Origin of the sequence: Streptomyces sp. NBC_00029 (assembly GCF_045160505.1) — a bacterium.
Classification (GTDB): domain Bacteria; phylum Actinomycetota; class Actinomycetes; order Streptomycetales; family Streptomycetaceae; genus Streptomyces.
Genome location: NZ_CP108292.1, coordinates 6018089 through 6034401 on the forward strand (window position 1 = coordinate 6018089; position 16313 = coordinate 6034401).

At 69.4% G+C, this 16313-nt stretch carries 11 protein-coding genes, 1 tRNA gene and 1 pseudogene; 11 read left to right on the plus strand and 2 right to left on the minus strand.

Features of this window, described 5'->3' with window-relative positions:
- Positions 1-163 precede the first annotated feature (163 nt).
- From OG753_RS28310 to OG753_RS28320, 3 genes and pseudogenes are all read left to right on the plus strand, one after another.
- Positions 164-2146 (plus strand): DUF3987 domain-containing protein, encoded by a 1983-nt coding sequence (locus OG753_RS28310; protein ID WP_405790642.1) that lies wholly within the window; start codon positions 164-166, stop codon positions 2144-2146.
- Between the two features lie 336 nt (positions 2147-2482).
- The gene (locus tag OG753_RS28315) at positions 2483-2674 is read left to right on the plus strand and encodes a helix-turn-helix transcriptional regulator (protein WP_405790644.1); all 192 of its coding nucleotides are present in this window, start codon (positions 2483-2485) and stop codon (positions 2672-2674) included.
- A pseudogene (locus tag OG753_RS28320) lies at positions 2644-4128 on the plus strand (tyrosine-type recombinase/integrase). The gene OG753_RS28315 and the pseudogene OG753_RS28320 overlap by 31 nt, the downstream one beginning before the upstream one ends.
- A 126-nt stretch (positions 4129-4254) precedes the next feature.
- On the opposite strand, the gene OG753_RS28325 reads toward OG753_RS28320, so the two are convergent.
- Entirely contained in the window at positions 4255-5442 is a 1188-nt protein-coding gene (locus OG753_RS28325) for a hypothetical protein (RefSeq protein WP_405790646.1), read from the minus strand.
- Positions 5443-5876: 434 nt separating this feature from the next.
- On the opposite strand from OG753_RS28325, the gene OG753_RS28330 reads away from it, so the two are divergent.
- Entirely contained in the window at positions 5877-6518 is a 642-nt protein-coding gene (locus tag OG753_RS28330) for a hypothetical protein (protein ID WP_405790648.1), read from the plus strand.
- A 136-nt stretch (positions 6519-6654) separates the two neighbouring features.
- Here OG753_RS28330 and OG753_RS28335 read toward each other — a convergent pair.
- Positions 6655-6726, minus strand: a tRNA-Arg gene (locus OG753_RS28335).
- Between the two features lie 106 nt (positions 6727-6832).
- Here OG753_RS28335 and OG753_RS28340 point away from each other — a divergent pair.
- The 7 genes from OG753_RS28340 to rho all read left to right on the plus strand — a co-directional run bounded on the left by OG753_RS28340 (position 6833) and on the right by rho (position 16263).
- On the plus strand, positions 6833-7306 hold the full coding sequence (locus OG753_RS28340) for a PleD family two-component system response regulator (RefSeq protein ID WP_405792838.1): 474 nt from the start codon (positions 6833-6835) through the stop codon (positions 7304-7306).
- A 133-nt stretch (positions 7307-7439) separates the two neighbouring features.
- Positions 7440-8477, plus strand: coding sequence for an ArgS-related anticodon-binding protein NrtL (gene nrtL / locus OG753_RS28345; RefSeq protein WP_405790650.1), 1038 nt, complete (start codon positions 7440-7442; stop codon positions 8475-8477).
- A gap of 19 nt (positions 8478-8496) precedes the next feature.
- Positions 8497-9888, plus strand: coding sequence for a diaminopimelate decarboxylase (lysA, locus tag OG753_RS28350; RefSeq protein ID WP_327264458.1), 1392 nt, complete (start codon positions 8497-8499; stop codon positions 9886-9888).
- Between the two features lie 127 nt (positions 9889-10015).
- Entirely contained in the window at positions 10016-11305 is a 1290-nt protein-coding gene (locus tag OG753_RS28355) for a homoserine dehydrogenase (protein WP_327266933.1), read from the plus strand.
- Positions 11306-11311: 6 nt separating this feature from the next.
- Complete coding sequence (thrC, locus tag OG753_RS28360; protein ID WP_327264459.1) at positions 11312-12382, plus strand: threonine synthase; 1071 nt, start codon at positions 11312-11314, stop codon at positions 12380-12382.
- 397 nt (positions 12383-12779) lie between these two features.
- Positions 12780-13706 carry a homoserine kinase gene (thrB, locus tag OG753_RS28365; RefSeq protein ID WP_383202732.1) on the plus strand — a complete coding sequence of 309 codons (927 nt, stop codon included), beginning with the start codon at positions 12780-12782 and terminating at the stop codon, positions 13704-13706.
- Between the two features lie 430 nt (positions 13707-14136).
- Positions 14137-16263, plus strand: a complete 2127-nt coding sequence (rho, locus tag OG753_RS28370) for a transcription termination factor Rho (RefSeq protein ID WP_405790652.1) — start codon at positions 14137-14139, stop codon at positions 16261-16263.
- Positions 16264-16313: the final 50 nt, after the last annotated feature.

The following is a 16313-nucleotide window of genomic DNA, read 5'->3' on the forward strand; positions in this document are numbered from 1 at the left end:
TGCGTCCCGAATGGGGTCGACACCGTGCAGTTCGACGAATGCGATACCGGCTGTAGCTCCGGCTGGTGCATGACCTGAGAAACGCCCGGGGCGGTCGCCTCTCGCCAAAGACCGCGACCGCCCCGGTTCTCCGTCCCTTCGACAGAAACAGGAGACCACCAGCATGACACCCGAACCCGCGTCGGAGCAGTACGCCTCCGTGCTGCCCCTGCGGGCAGCACCCGCTGGCAGCTTGGAGCGCGTACCGCCCCACGACCTGGAGGCCGAACAGGCCGTCGTCGGCGCACTGATGCTCGCCCCCGAGGTCACTGCACAGGTGGCCGCGGCGATGGACCCGGCCGACCACTACCGCCCGGCCCACGAGACGATCCACCGCGCGATCCTCGACCTGCACGGCCAGGGGCAGGCCGCCGACCCCATCACCCTCGGCCACCACCTCGACCACGCCGGAGTCCTCGGCAAGGTCGGCGGACGGCCGTACCTCCACACCCTGGTGCAGGCGGTCCCCAGCACGGCCAATGCCGAGTACTACGCCGGGATCGTCCACCAGCTGGCGCGCCGCCGCCGCAGCATCGAAGCCGGTACTCGCATCGTCCAGGCCGGCATGTCCCCGGACGCCACGGACGACGACCTGCGTGATGCCCTGGCCCTGGGCGCCGACACGCTCCCGGGAGTGTGGGCGGAGCCCATCCCGCTCAATGTCCAGCCCAAGCTTCCGCCCTTCCCCACACATGCACTCCCCGGGTGGCTGGCCGACTACGTCGCCGCAGTCGCCGAGGAGACCCAGACCCCGCCCGACATGGCGGGAGCCCTGGCCCTCTCGGTCCTGTCCACCGCTTCCGGCGGCCGTTCCGTGGTCCAGGTGCGCGGCCGCTGGCGGGAGCCCACCAACCTCTTCGTCGTCGTCGCGCTCGGCCCTGCGAACCGGAAGTCGTCGGTGTTTGCCGCAATGACCCGACCGCTCTACGAGGCGGAGAAGAGCCTCGTGGAGGGCGCGAGCCTCACGATCGTGGAGGCCGAGGTCACCGCGAAGATGGCCCGCGAGGCAGCCGACAAGACCGCAGCCCAGGCCGCGAAGGCAGAGGGACCGGAGCGAGACAACCTGATCGCCGAGGCCATCGGCCTCGCCCAGGTAGCCGAGACCCTGACCGTGCCTGCCCGCCCGCGACTGCTCGCGGATGATGCCACCCCAGAAGTCATCACCACCTTGCTTGCCGAGCAGGGCGGCAGGCTCGCGGTCATGTCCGCCGAGGGCGGCATCTTCGACATCATCGCCGGGCGCTACTCGGGCATCCCCAACATGGAGGTCTTCCTCAAAGGCCACGCCGGCGACCGGCTCCGAGTGGACCGCCGCAGCCGCGAGGAGTTCATCGAAGCCCCGGCCCTGACCATGGGTCTGGCCGTCCAGCCCAGCGTTCTCGAAGAGATCGGCAAGAACCGCGGCTTCGACGGACGCGGCCTGCTGGCCCGCTTCCTGTACTGCCTCCCCGAATCCCTGGTCGGGCACCGGAGGATCAACCCGGACCAGGTACCGGCCGCCGTGGCGGCGACGTACGAGCGCAACGTGTACGCGCTCACCCTCCGGCTGGCCGACTGGACCGACCCTCTCGTCATCCAGCTCACCCCTGAAGCCGACCGAGCCCTGATCTCCTACGAGGAGCGGCTGGAGCCGCAGCTCAGGGCCAAGGGCGGCAGGCTCGGCCACATCGACAAGTGGGCGGGCAAGCTCATCGGCGCCACCGCCCGCATCGCCGGACTCCTCCACCTCGCGACCCACATCGATGGTGGGCACCATGAGCCCATCACCGAGGCCACCCTGCGCTCCGCCATCGAGATCGCGGACTACTTCACGGCCCACGCCCTGACCGTCTTCGACCTCATGGGCGCGGACACATCGCTCGCCCGGGCCCGCGTCCTGCTGACGGCCCTGGAGCACAACGGCTGGGAGAGCATCACCCGCCGCGACCTGTTCGCCAAGCTGTCCCGCTCCGAATTCCCCACGGTCGCCGAGCTGGAGCCTGCCCTCGCGCTCTTGGAGGAGCACGGCTACCTCCGTACCGACACCCCGCCCCGGACCGGCAAGCGTGGACGTCCGCCGGCCCCTCGGTACGTCATCCACCCGAATGTCCGGGAGCCCAAGGCGTGAGTCCTCGACGGAGCTGCGCCCCCTGCGCCCCGCCGCAGAAACCGCAGAATCCGCAGAAACCCGCCACGACCCACTCTGACCAGCGACGACGCCACGGCAGCGCGGCCGCCGCAGAAAGCCTTGGAACTCCCGCAGAAATCAGCGCCCGCAGCTGGCACCGCCTCGCCCCACGCGCCGCCACCTATTTCTGCGGAGATTCGCGTGGTTTCTGCGGTGCATACCGGCAGGGCCCCAACGCCGCAGGTCAGGCCACAGATCCGGGTATTTCTGCGGATTCTGCGGTTTCTGCGGCGCCTCGCCGTCCCGTAGCCCAACGACCTGCCCCGTGGAGGAACAGTGGCCGCACGGCGTGACGAGATGTTGACCATCCCCCAGGTCGTCGAAGAGATCGGCGTACCGCTGGCGACGTTCTACCGCTGGCGGCAGCTCAGGAAGGGCCCCAAGGCCATCAAGCTCCCGAACGGCTCGGTACGAATCCGGCGCTCTGAGCTGGAGCGATGGATCGCAACCCTGGAAGAGGCCGCGTGACCAACCGCAAGACCGCGAACGTGCCGGGCCCCCGCAACAGTGGGGGCTCGGCCCCCACGGCGGAACTCACCCTGACCACGGATGTCCGGATCTGGAAGATCAGCAGGCTTTCCAGTAAGTCGGCTCCCTACCAGCTGCGATGGGTCGTGGCCGGGCAAGTCCGGCACGCCACGTTCGCCACGGTGGCGCTCGCCGAAAGCCGCCGCTCGGAACTCTGGAACGCGATGACGAAAGGGCAGCCGTTTGACGTCGAATCGGGCTTACCGGAATCCGAGGTCCGGAAGGCCGCCGCAAAAGAGAACGTCCGCCCCGATCCCACTTGGTGGGACTTCAGCCGTGAGTACATGGCCGTCCGGTGGCGGACAGCCGCAGCGAAGACCCGCGAGGGGCTGGCGGACAGCCTCGCGACGGTGGCCATCGCGATGATGGGCGACGGCGCCAAGGCGCCCACCCCGGAAGAGGTGCGGCTGGCGGTGCGCTGAGCCGTCGTTCCGGCGCACAAGGGCGAGGAGCCTCCACCGGAGCTCGTGCGGCCCTGTACGTGGCTTTCGCAGAGCTCCCGACCGCTCTCGGACCTCCAGGACCCGAGGGTGCTCCGAGACGTCCAATACCGGCTCTCGTTCAAGCTGGACGAGACCCCGGCGGCGGGGGAGACGTACAAGCGGCGCCGCCGCGGCTTCAACACCGCCATGGAGTACGCGATCGAGTCGGGCTACCTGGACGCCAACCCCCTGGCCGGAGTGAAGCGGGCCGGTCCCAAGGGTGGCGACGCGGTGGACCCCAGGGTTCTGGTCAATGCCGTCCAAGGAAGCCAGCTCCTGACCGCCGTCTCCTACGTCGGCTCCGTCCACCGCAACCGCGGCCGACGCCTCGTCGCGTTCTTCGCATGCCAGCTCTACGCGGCGATGCGGCCGGCGGAAGCGGTCGGGCTGAGGGACCAGGACTGCCACCTTCCCGAGACGGGGTGGGGCACGCTCACACTCCGGGAGACGCTGCCCGTATCGGGGAAGAGATGGACCGACTCCGGGAAGCGCCACGACAAGCGCGGCCTCAAGTCGCGCGAGGCCAAAGCCGACCGGCCGGTGCCCATTCCGCCGCTCCTGGTGGCGATCCTCCGCGAGCACATCGAGGAGTTCGGCACCGCTCCGGGCGGCCGGCTCTTCGCCAACGAGCGAGGCGGCGTGCTGGGGACGTCCAGCTACTGGAGGGTCTGGCAGGAGGCCCGGGCATTCGCGCTCCCGCCCGACCGGGCCACCTCGCCGCTCGCGCGGCGGCCATACGACCTGCGCCACACCTGCATCACGAACTGGCTGAACGCCGGCGTTCCAGTCGCCGAGGTCGCACGCCGCGCCGGCAACTCGCCGGAGGTCATCCACCGGCGATACGAAGGCTGCATCGACGGCCACGAGGAGCTGAACAACGCGAAGATCGAACGGGAGATGGGGTGGGAGTAGGCCTCGCGCGCTGACGACTCCTGGAGCCTCCCGAGCCCGGCAGCTGGCGCCTGCCGCTGTCGGGCCACCGCTCGATCAACCACCCACGGTCAGGCGTCGACAGCCTGCAGATTGTGGATGGCAGCATCAACTTGTAGCCGCAAGATTCCGGTCGATTGTCTTGATGTCGCGGAAATTTTGATGGTTGTAGTCAGGGAAGTTGTCTACCCGGGGAAGCTTTGACGGACTGGCGCGAACCTGTTGGAACGGGATGGGGATGGAAGGCAGACTGCCCACGTTCTTCAGGACGAGACAGACAGCCTGCTGGGCATCCGTCTGAGTAGCCAATTGATAGATCCGGTGCATGCCGTCGATGATGACGAAACTTCCATCCGGCTGCTCTTCGACGATGGGAGGGATGAGCGTCAACGGTCGGCCGCCGCTCTCAAGCTTGCAGGGCTCGAACGGCTCCAAATCGAAGCGGCGGTACCCTTCGATCAACGCCGACACCCGTTGCAGCTTCGCTGCCTTCACCGTCCGGCAGCATGAGTACAGCGAGGCGATCGAGATCTTTTTTACTTCGAGATCGCCTGTTCCGATATGGCTGTAGTGCGGAATTTGAGACAGGATGGTGCGGTATCGGCTTTTGGTGAGTGTCAACTTGGTCATGATTATCCCGTGTGGCAGCCCCTCCCATGCGGATTCAAAGAGCTGATGCAGCGTTGAGATGTAGGTTGAGTCGCTGCCGGGGAGGTAACGGCGCGCCTCGTAGTCGAACAGGCTGGAGTTGACGGGTTGCCCCGATCCAATTGGGATGTTTGGCTTCGGGGTCTTCGTTACGGTGAGGGCTGTGCCGCTATCCAGACCCATGCTTGTATCTACGACGAGCCCGCGTAGCTTGATGAGGTCGTCCGCGAAATATTTGACCTGGACTCCCGCCGCAATCAATGCCTGCACTTGCTCGATTCGGCTGGGAGTCGAAGGCCATCTGCAGAGGACGCGCACGACGACACCTGCTTGAGTGCGATTTGTGAGTGCGCTCTGGCTGCTCTGTGCCCAAGATACGTCTCCAGCGAATACGGAGACGGAGGAGTCTGCGCGTGTAAGCAATGCCTGCCAGGCAAGGTCGACCTTGCCCTTGCCTCGAAACCTGTTTAGGTCGCGGCGAAGGACTTGCGTGAGTGCATAGACGAGAAAGGCGGCGATCGCGACGCCTGATGAGATGTTTGAGGCGAGAGGATGTTCCTTCAGGAGCTTGTCGAGGGAAATTCCTGTGATGCCGACTAAGAGGCTACCCCACTGAATGAGGGCATTGGCTTTTCGCGACAGGGCCACTTAGCGCTCCATGCTTTCGGTCAAGTGATTTCGCGTTGCGTGGAATGGTCCAGGGATCTCGCGTGCGCGAGGCCGCTTGTTCGCTCGCTTACCTAATCGCACAAGTGCTCGCCTCGCTGCGCAGGTGGGGCTGCTGCCTGTTGGGCGCAGGACTGCTGCACCGGCACCTCGGTGGCGCATTCTATGGGTCAGCGAACCCGCATTGGTAGAAGAGTTGCCGGGCCGGAAGATTCGCGGGTGGCCAACCTGGGCCCCATGTGCTCCTGCTCTCCGGTGAGTTGAGATGCGACCCTGCATGTCGCGCAACGACGTAGGGGTCAGCCGCGGTCGCCGAGGTTGCCCGCCGCGCCGGCAACTCACCGGAGGTCACGGGGTGGGCCGAACCCCAGTGAGCGTGCGCAACGGCACGCACTAATCTGCCGATCATGCGACAAGTGGCGAGCCGATTGGGGCTGTTGGCGTTCCTGGTGGTCATAGCCGGGTGCGGCGGCCGGCAGACGACGACCACGACGGGGTCCGTGACCACGACGGTGGTGCAGGACAGTCAGTGGGTCACGGCAGCCATCTCTGCCGGAGCTGTCCTCATCAGCTCGGCTGCAGCGGCCTGGATCACCCACTACTTCACGGGGCGGACCGAGCAGAGGAGGCAGCAGCACGCCGACGTCCTGGAGGCCGCGAAGCGCGACCACGAGGCCAAGCTGGCTCACGAGCAGCGCATTCGCGAGCAGGTGATCGCCACCTCTACGACCATCTCGAAGATGCTCCAGGACTTCCGGGCGAAGATCGGTGAGGCGACGGAGGCGGCGGACACGTTGGCCGCCACGCTCCTGTACGACGAGTGCTCTGCCGCGGTGCGCCGGCACCACGACGACGCCTTGCCCGTCATCGAGGTCATGCCGGACCTGGAGCTCCGGCAGCGGGCCAACGCCGTCTTCGAGGCCTACGGGGAGTGGGCTGCAGGCACCGCTGAAGCGCTGTCGAATCTGACGAGGCGACCGGATGCCGCGGGGCTGGACGGGACGCGCGAGCAGTACTACGAGCGGGCGCGACGGGTGATCAGGGAGGTGTCCGACTGACGTGTGGCCCACACGCTCCTCACACGGGACCAGTGCGTAGCAACGACAAAGGCCCGGACTCAGTGGGACTGAGTTCGGGCCTTCATGCTTGGCACTTCAGCTGGTCAGCGGCGTGATCGCGCTGTCTCTGCTGGAGTGCCCCCGGCAGGATTCGAACCTGCGCACACGGCTCCGGAGGCCGTTGCTCTATCCCCTGAGCTACGGGGGCGCGTCGTTGGTGTTGCGGCGACGGGTTGAACACTACCAGCTTCCACGGGGTGATCAGGAACTGCTTTGCGGGGGAGGCGGGGGTGGTTCGCCCGCAGGGGGTGGAAGTGGCAAAAACCCGGACGCGGGGCCCCGGCTCGACCTACTCTCGAGTTGTGCCAGGCGTCTCGGGCCGGGTTCTTGTTGTCGACGACAACAAGGTCATCCGGCAGCTGATCAGGGTCAACCTCGAGCTGGAGGGCTTCGAGGTCGTGACCGCGAACGATGGTGCCGAGTGTCTGGACGTCGTGCATCGGGTGGCTCCCGATGCGATCACCCTTGATGTGGTCATGCCGCGGCTGGACGGGTTCGGGGCCGCCGCGCAGTTGCGGGCCGATCCGCGGACCCGGGACGTGCCCGTCGCCATTGTCAGTGCCTGTACGCAGCATGAGGTCGAGGCCGGGATCGCGGCCGGGGTCGATGCCTTCCTCGCCAAGCCGTTCGAGCCCACCGAGCTGGTCAGGGTCGTGCGCAGGCTGGTCGAACGCAAGGATCGGCGCGACGGGAGGAAAGGGGCTCCCGCTGGGAGGGGGAGGGGATAGGTTCTTCTGCTTCCCCTGTTTCCCCTCGTTTCCTCCTGCCCCTCCCTTCGCTTGTTCCGTCCTCCTCGCGTCCGCTGTTCACATGCCGAAACCCTTGGCGGGATGAGGGGTCGTCTCCCCTAGGCTTGGACCCGTGAACCCCGCCGACCTCCCCCGTGCCGTCGTACGCGCCGTGCGCTGCGCCGTCGCCGACGGGGAGCTGGCCGCCGGCGCGGGTGTGCCCGAGCGGGTCGTCGTCGAGCGGACCCGGCCCGGCGGGGTGGGGGACTACGCCACCCCCGTCGCCTTCCAGGTCGCCAAGTCCGCCGGGTGTGCGCCGCAGGCCGTGGCGCAGGTGCTTGCCCGGCGGCTCGCCCAGGAGCCTGGGATCGAGCAGGTCGAGGTGACCGGTCCCGGCTTCCTCTGTTTCGTGCTGCCGGCGCCCACCGCCCCCGGCGTCATCTCGCGGGGGATCGTCGACGACATCGTCATCCGCGACGTGCGCGGAGGTGCCGCTCTCCTCTCGCCGGCCGACACCGCCGACGCCGACGCCTCCCGCGGACCCCGCGAGCGCGTCGTGCACGCGTGCGTGCTGCGGCTCCTGCGCACCCAGGGCATCCAGGGCGTCCAGAGCACCCAGGGCATCCAGGGCGTCCAGGGCATCCAGGGCGTCCACGATGAGATCGGCCCGCTTACCGTCGCCCCCGTCGCCAAGCGCGACGGGGACGTGCTCGCCCGCTACGGGCGCGACGCAGCCTTCTGGGCCATGCTCGCCGTGCCGGCCGGTCAGACGCCCGCGTTCAGTGAGGCGCTGCTCCTCCAGTCCGAGGCCAGCGAGTTCTTCCGGGTGCGGTACGCCCACGCCCGCGCGCATGCCCTCGTACGCAACGCCGATGAGCTGGGCTTCCACCCCGAGGCGGGTGATGTCGACGCGCCCGCGCTGCTGCGCGCGCTCGCCGACCACGCCCTCGTCCTCGAAGCCGCCGCGCACCACCGTGCGCCCGAGCGGCTGGTGCGGCAGCTCGTCGACGTGGCCGACGCGCTGCTCGACTTCCAGTACCGCGTCCTGCCCAAGGGTGACGAGAAACCCTCGGCCGCCCACCGCGCCCGGCTGGCTCTTGCCGAAGCCGCCGGGACGGTGCTGGCCGGTGGCCTGGCCCTGCTCGGCATAGACGCACCGACACGCCTGTGACCCGCGAAGAGAGATACCGATGAGCCGTTCCGCGCACCCCGCCGGGCCCCGCCACGCCGACGTCCTGCCCGAGGGCCACTACTCCCCGCCGCCCGCCGACCTGAACGCGCTCGACGAGAAGGTCTGGGCCCGGACCGTCGAGCGCAACGCGGACGGGGTCGTCGCCGTCGGCGGCATCGAAGTGACCAGGCTCGCCGAGGAGTTCGGCACCCCCGCCTACTTCCTCGACGAGGAGGACTTCCGGTCCCGGTGCCGGGCCTGGGCGCACGCCTTCGGCCCCGACGCCGACGTCTTCTACGCCGGCAAGGCGTTCCTCTCCAAGGCCGTCGTGAAGTGGCTGAAGGAAGAGGGTCTCAATGTGGACGTGTGCTCCGGCGGGGAGCTGAGCACCGCGCTCGCCGCCGGGATGCCCGCCGACCGGATCGCCTTCCACGGCAACAACAAGTCCGAGGGCGAGATCCGCCGGGCCGTCGAGGCGGGGGTCGGGCGCATCGTGCTCGACTCCTTCCAGGAGATCGCCCGCGTCGCGCACATCGCCCGTGAGCTCGGCGTTCGCCAGCCCGTCCAGATCCGTGTGACGGTCGGCGTCGAGGCGCACACCCACGAGTTCATCGCCACCGCGCACGAGGACCAGAAGTTCGGCATCGCGGTCGCCGACGGTTCCGCCGCCGAGGCCGTGCGCCGCGCGCTCGGGCACGACTCGCTGGAGCTGCTCGGCGTCCACTCCCACATCGGTTCGCAGATCTTCGACATGGCCGGCTTCGAGGTCTCCGCCAAGCGCGTCGTACGACTGCTCGCGGCCGTACGGGACGAGCACGGCGTGGAGCTGCCCGAGATCGACCTCGGCGGCGGCCTCGGCATCGCCTACACCTCGGGCGACGACCCCCGCGAGCCCCACGAGATCGCGAAGGCCCTGCACGAGATCGTGGCCCGGGAGTGCGAGAGCGCCGGGCTGCGCGCCCCCCGGATCTCGGTGGAGCCCGGCCGCGCCATCGTCGGCCCGACCGCCTTCACCCTGTACGAGGTGGGGACGATCAAGCCGCTGGAGGGTCTGCGGACCTACGTGAGCGTCGACGGCGGGATGTCCGACAACATCCGCACGGCCCTGTACGACGCCGAATACTCCATCGCGCTCGTCTCCCGCACGTCCGACGCCGAGCCCATGCTCGTGCGCGTCGTCGGCAAGCACTGCGAGAGCGGCGACATCGTCGTGAAGGACGCGTTCCTGCCCGCCGACCTCGCCCCCGGCGACCTCCTGGCCGTCCCGGCGACCGGCGCGTACTGCCGCTCCATGGCCAGCAACTACAACCACGCACTCCGCCCGCCCGTCGTCGCCGTGCGTGACGGACAGGCCCGAGTGATCGTCCGCCGCGAGACGGAGGAAGATCTCCTGCGTCTCGACCTCGGATGATGAAATAGGTGTCTCACTCAATGGACCGAGGATGGAAACTGCTGTCCATTGAGTGAGACTTGTTCCACCCGGCGGGCAAACCGCCCGCACGGGGACTGATGGAAGATCGAAAGGCGTAGGTCGAATGATGCGTACGCGTCCGCTGAAGGTGGCGCTGCTGGGCTGTGGAGTGGTCGGCTCAGAGGTGGCTCGCATCATGACGACGCACGCCGACGACCTCACGCAGAGGATCGGCGCGCCCGTGGAGCTCGCCGGCGTGGCCGTACGCCGCCCCTCCAAGGTCCGCGAGGGCATCGATCCCGCGCTGATCACCACCGATGCGACCGCCCTCCTCAAACGCGGTGACATCGACATCGCCATCGAGGTCATCGGCGGCATCGAGCCCGCCCGCGGCCTCATCACCACCGCCTTCGAGCAGGGCATCTCGGTGGTCTCCGCGAACAAGGCGCTGCTCGCCCAGGACGGCGCCGCGCTGCACGCCGCGGCGGAGCAGCACGGACTGGACCTGTACTACGAGGCCGCCGTCGCCGGTGCCATCCCGCTGGTCCGCCCGATGCGCGAGTCGCTCGCGGGCGACAAGATCAACCGCGTGATGGGCATCGTCAACGGCACGACGAACTTCATCCTCGACAAGATGGACTCCACCGGCGCCGGGTACCAGGAGGCGCTCGACGAGGCCACCGCCCTCGGGTACGCCGAGGCCGACCCGACCGCCGACGTCGAGGGCTACGACGCCGCCGCCAAGGCCGCGATCCTGGCCGGCATCGCCTTCCACACCCGCGTCCGCCTGGACGACGTGTACCGCGAGGGCATGACCGAGGTCAGCGCGGCCGACTTCGCCTCCGCCAAGCGGATGGGCTGCACCATCAAGCTCCTCGCCATCCTGGAGCGCGCCGCCGACGGCGAGTCCGTCACCGCCCGCGTCCACCCGGCGATGATCCCGCTCACCCACCCGCTCGCCTCCGTCCGCGAGGCGTACAACGCCGTCTTCGTCGAGGCGGAGGCCGCCGGGCGGCTCATGTTCTACGGGCCCGGTGCGGGCGGCGCGCCGACCGCGTCCGCGGTCCTCGGCGACCTCGTCGCCGTCGCCCGCAACAAGCTCGCCGAGGCAACGGGGCCTGGCGAGTCGGCGTACACCCAGCTGCCGGTCAGCCCCATGGGGGATGTCGTCACCCGCTACCACATCAGCCTCGATGTGGCGGACAAGCCGGGCGTTCTCGCCCAGGTGGCGACCACCTTCGCGGAGCACGGTGTGTCCATCGACACCGTCCGCCAGCAGGGCAAGGACGGCGAGGCCTCCCTCGTCGTCGTCACCCACCGCGCCGACGACGCGGCCCTCTCCGGGACCGTCGAGGCGCTGCGGAAGCTGGACACCGTCCGCGGTGTCGCCAGCATCATGCGTGTTGAAGGGGAGTAAGGACCCATGAGCAGCAATCGCACCCACCAGTGGCGCGGCATCATCGAGGAGTACCGGGACCGCCTGCCGGTCACGGCCACGACTCCCGTGGTGACGCTCCGTGAGGGCGGCACTCCCCTCGTCCCCGCCCAGGTGCTCTCCGAGCGCACCGGTTGCGAGGTGCACCTGAAGGTCGAAGGGGCGAACCCCACGGGGTCCTTCAAGGACCGCGGCATGACCATGGCGATCACCAAGGCCAAGGAGGAGGGTGCGAAGGCGGTCATCTGCGCCTCCACCGGCAACACTTCGGCCTCCGCCGCCGCGTACGCGGTGCGCGCCGGGATGGTCTGCGCGGTGCTCGTGCCCCGCGGCAAGATCGCGCTGGGCAAGATGGGCCAGGCGCTGGTGCACGGCGCCAAGATCCTGCAGGTGGACGGCAACTTCGACGACTGCCTGAACCTGGCCCGCGCGCTCTCCGACAACTACCCCGTCGCGCTGGTCAATTCGGTCAACCCGGTGCGTATCGAGGGCCAGAAGACGGCCGCGTTCGAGATCGTCGACGCGCTCGGTGACGCCCCCGACATCCACGTGCTGCCCGTCGGCAACGCCGGCAACATCACCGCGTACTGGAAGGGCTTCAAGGAGTACAAGGCCGACGGCCTGTCCACCCGTACGCCCCGCGTGTGGGGTTTCCAGGCCTCCGGTTCCGCGCCCATCGTGCGCGGCGAGGTCGTCAAGGAGCCGCACACCATCGCCACCGCGATCCGGATCGGCAACCCGGCCTCCTGGGACTACGCGCTGGCCGCGCGCGACGAGTCGGGCGGCTTCATCGACGAGGTGACGGACCGCCAGATCCTCGCCGCCTACCGGCTGTTGGCCTCCCAGGAGGGCGTCTTCGTCGAGCCCGCCTCGGCCGCCTCGGTGGCCGGCCTGCTCAAGGCCGCCGAGCTGGGCCTGGTCGACCCCGGCCAGCAGATCGTGTGCACCGTCACCGGCAACGGCCTGAAGGACCCCGACTGGGCGATCGCCGGCGCTCCGCAGCCGGTCACCGTTCCGGTGGACGCCGAAGCCGCCGCGCTGCGCCTCGGCCTGATCTGACCGCAGCACCGCAGCACCTGCGGTACCGCAGCACAGCAGCACCCGCAGCGCAGCAGTACCCGCAACACCGAGTGAGCCGGGTCCCGGAGGGCTCCCGAAGGCCTTCCGGGGCCTTCCCGGGGCCCTCCGGAACCCGGCAACTCGCCCCGTACGACAACAAAAATGCGGCCTAAGCCGGTCGAAGTCGGTCGAAGTCCGCGACACGCATCGTGCGCCTCCTGTGCGCCCTATGTCGCGAGAGAACCTTCCTTCGATACGCTGTACCTACATCCGCCACCGCGCATATGACTGCGGTGCTGCCCCGAGGGCCTTCGGGTGTCGTACGTTCTCCAGTACATTCGCAGCGAGCCAGCGAAGAGCGAAGATCTCGCACAGTCACAAGGAGTGTCATCGGACGATGGCCGGTCCAGCGTTCCGCGCCGCCGCCGTACGGGTGCGCGTCCCCGCCAGCAGTGCCAACCTCGGCCCGGGCTTCGACGCCCTGGGCCTGGCCCTGGGGCTCTACGACGACGTAGTCGTCCGGGTGGCCGACTCCGGCCTGAACATCGACATCGCGGGTGAGGGTGCCGACACCCTCCCGCGGGACGAGAGCCACCTGCTCGTACGCTCCATGCGCACCGCCTTCGACCTGCTGGGCGGCCAGCCGCGCGGCCTCGAGGTCGTCTGCGCCAACCGCATCCCGCACGGCCGCGGCCTCGGTTCCTCCTCCGCCGCCATCTGCGCCGGCATCGTCGCCGCCCGCGCCGTGACCATAGGCGGCGAGGCCAAGCTCGACGACGCGGCGCTGCTGGAGCTCGCCACCGAGATCGAGGGCCACCCCGACAACGTCGCCGCCTGTCTGCTCGGCGGATTCACCCTCGCCTGGATGGACGGCGGCAGCGCCAAGGCGATCCGGATGGAGCCCGCAGAGTCCATCGTTCCGGTGGTCTTCGTACCGTCCAGGCCGGTTCTGACGGAGACCGCGCGCGGCCTGCTGCCGCGCAACGTCCCGCACGTGGACGCGGCCGCCAACGCGGGCCGTGCGGGCCTGCTCGTGGAAGCCCTGACCAGGCGTCCCGAGCTCCTGCTGCCGGCCACCGAGGACCGGCTCCACCAGGAGTACCGCTCCCCGGCGATGCCGGAGAGCGTCGCACTCGTCAACAGGCTGCGGGCGGACGGGATCCCCGCGGTCATCTCCGGTGCGGGCCCGACGGTCCTCGCGCTGGTCGACAACGGCGCGGCCGACAAGGTCGCGCAGCTCGCGGGCGAGGGATGGGCCGCAAACCGGCTCGCGCTCGACGCCGCGGGCGCGAGCGTACTTCCGCTGGGCACCCAGGGCGGCTGAGCCGCTTTTCGGAGTGCACAGCCGGTCAGGGGCGGGCGGCCTGGGCAGGCCGCCCGCGCGGAAGGGCGCGATTGCCGGTGATTGAGAGGGGGAATATCTATTGGATCCGGTAGTGTTAGTCTCAAGTGCGCATCGGAAGCCGCCATGGCTCGGTGCTCAGTGTCCCCATTCGGGACCACATTTCTTCCGGGAGCCTCCCCGACTGCTTTGATCACTCCAGCAGTTTCGAGCACGCTCCGGAATCGGCGTGACATTCCCACGCTTTCAGCTCGGGGGCTTCTCGCCGGAACCAGCCATGCACGTTTCCCTCCGCCGTATTTCTACCGGCGGACCACCGCCCCGGCACGGTCCACACCTAGGACTGTTGTCGGACAGCACAACCGGTCGCCGAGCCAGACAGGCCGACGTCCGCTCCAGGGAAGGACCCTTCGTGAGCGACACCACCGATCTGATGGGCGCTGCCGACACCTCTGTCGACACCAGTGCCCCCGCCGCGGGCGCCGCACCCAAGCGTCGACGCACCGGCACCGGCCTTGACGGCATGGTCCTGGCCGAGCTGCAGCAGGTCGCGTCGGGCCTCGGGATCAGGGGCACCGCGCGGATGCGCAAGAGCCAGCTGATCGAGGTCATCAAGGAGGCGCAGGCGGGCAGCGGTGCCCCCAAGGCCGCTGCCTCCGCCGCCGCGGACACCGCCGAGGCCAAGCCGAAGCGCCGTGCCACCAGCAAGGCCCGTTCGGCCACCGCCGATGCTTCGCAGGCGGGTGGGGCCGCCGCCGAGGCGCCCGCCGAGAAGCCTGCCGCGCAGGCGCAGATCGAGATCCCGGGCCAGCCGGCCAGCGACGACGCGCCGGCCGGCGAGCGCCGCCGCCGTCGGGCCACCGCCCCCTCCGGCAGCCCGGAGGCCTCGGCCCCCGTCGCCGTGCAGGTCGAGCAGAAGACCGAGACGGTCCCCGCCGCCACCGCCCCGTCCGAGGCCAAGGCCGAAGCCGCCACCGCGGTCTCCGCCGGCCAGGCGCAGGGCCAGGACGGCGAAGGCCGTGGCCGTCGCGACCGCCGTGACCGCGGCGACCGCACCGACCGTCAGCGTGACCGTCGTGACCGCGGTGCCAAGGCCGACGACCAGGGCCAGGGCGGCCAGGGTCAGGGCCAGGGCGCGCAGGGCGGCCAGGGCCAGGGCGGCGGTCGCCAGGACCGTGCCGACCGCGCCGACCGCCAGCAGCAGGGCGGCCGAGGCCAGGGCCAGGGCCAGGGCCAGGGCCAGGGTCAGCAGGGCCGTCAGGACCGCCAGGACAACGGGCCGCAGGACGACTTCGACGGTGAGGACGGCCGTCGTGGCCGTCGCGGCCGCTACCGCGACCGCCGTGGCCGTCGTGGCCGCGACGAGTTCGCGCCGAGCGAGCCGCAGGTCGCCGACGACGACGTCCTGATCCCCGTCGCGGGCATCCTCGACATCCTCGACAACTACGCGTTCATCCGGACCTCGGGCTACCTGCCCGGCCCCAACGACGTGTACGTGTCCCTCGCGCAGGTCCGCAAGGCCGGCCTGCGCAAGGGTGACCACACCACCGGCGCCGTGCGCCAGCCCAAGGACGGCGAGCGTCGCGAGAAGTTCAACGCCCTCGTGCGTCTGGACTCGGTGAACGGCATGGCGCCCGAATCCGGCCGTGGCCGCCCGGAGTTCCAGAAGCTCACCCCGCTCTACCCGCAGGACCGGCTCCGTCTGGAGACCGACCCGGGCGTGCTGACCACCCGCATCATCGACCTCGTGTCGCCGATCGGTAAGGGCCAGCGCGGTCTGATCGTGGCCCCGCCGAAGACCGGTAAGACCATGATCATGCAGGCGATCGCCAACGCGATCACCGTCAACAACCCCGAGTGCCACCTGATGGTCGTCCTGGTCGACGAGCGTCCGGAAGAGGTCACCGACATGCAGCGGTCGGTCAAGGGCGAGGTCATCTCCTCGACCTTCGACCGCCCGGCCGAGGACCACACCACCGTCGCCGAGCTGGCCATCGAGCGCGCCAAGCGTCTCGTCGAGCTGGGTCACGACGTGGTCGTCCTGCTGGACTCCATCACCCGTCTGGGCCGCGCGTACAACCTCTCGGCCCCCGCCTCCGGCCGCATCCTGTCCGGTGGTGTCGACTCGACCGCGCTGTACCCGCCGAAGCGCTTCTTCGGTGCCGCGCGCAACATCGAGGACGGCGGCTCGCTGACCATCCTGGCCACCGCGCTGGTCGACACCGGCTCGCGCATGGACGAGGTGATCTTCGAGGAGTTCAAGGGCACCGGCAACATGGAGCTCAAGCTCGACCGGAAGCTCGCCGACAAGCGCATCTTCCCGGCCGTCGACGTCGACCCGTCGGGCACCCGCAAGGAGGAGATCCTCCTCAACGCGGAGGAGCTCGCCATCGTCTGGAAGCTGCGCCGGGTGCTGCACGCGCTCGACTCGCAGCAGGCGATCGAGCTGCTGCTCGACAAGATGAAGCAGACGAAGTCGAACGCCGAGTTCCTGATGCAGATCGCGAAGACGACCCCGTCGGGCAAGAACGACGACTGACGTCCCGCTCGCGCGTCACCGCGACAGCCCCCGCCGCACCCGCGGCGGGG

Bases quoted from the DNA above. Each gene is read 5' to 3' on its own strand.
- OG753_RS28310 (WP_405790642.1), top strand. From the start codon at position 164: ATGACACCCGAACCCGCGTCGGAGCAGTACGCCTCCGTGCTGCCCCTG.
- lysA (WP_327264458.1), top strand. From the start codon at position 8,497: ATGAGCCGTTCCGCGCACCCCGCCGGGCCCCGCCACGCCGACGTCCTG.
- OG753_RS28355 (WP_327266933.1), top strand. From the start codon at position 10,016: ATGCGTACGCGTCCGCTGAAGGTGGCGCTGCTGGGCTGTGGAGTGGTC.
- thrC (WP_327264459.1), top strand. From the start codon at position 11,312: ATGAGCAGCAATCGCACCCACCAGTGGCGCGGCATCATCGAGGAGTAC.
- thrB (WP_383202732.1), top strand. From the start codon at position 12,780: ATGGCCGGTCCAGCGTTCCGCGCCGCCGCCGTACGGGTGCGCGTCCCC.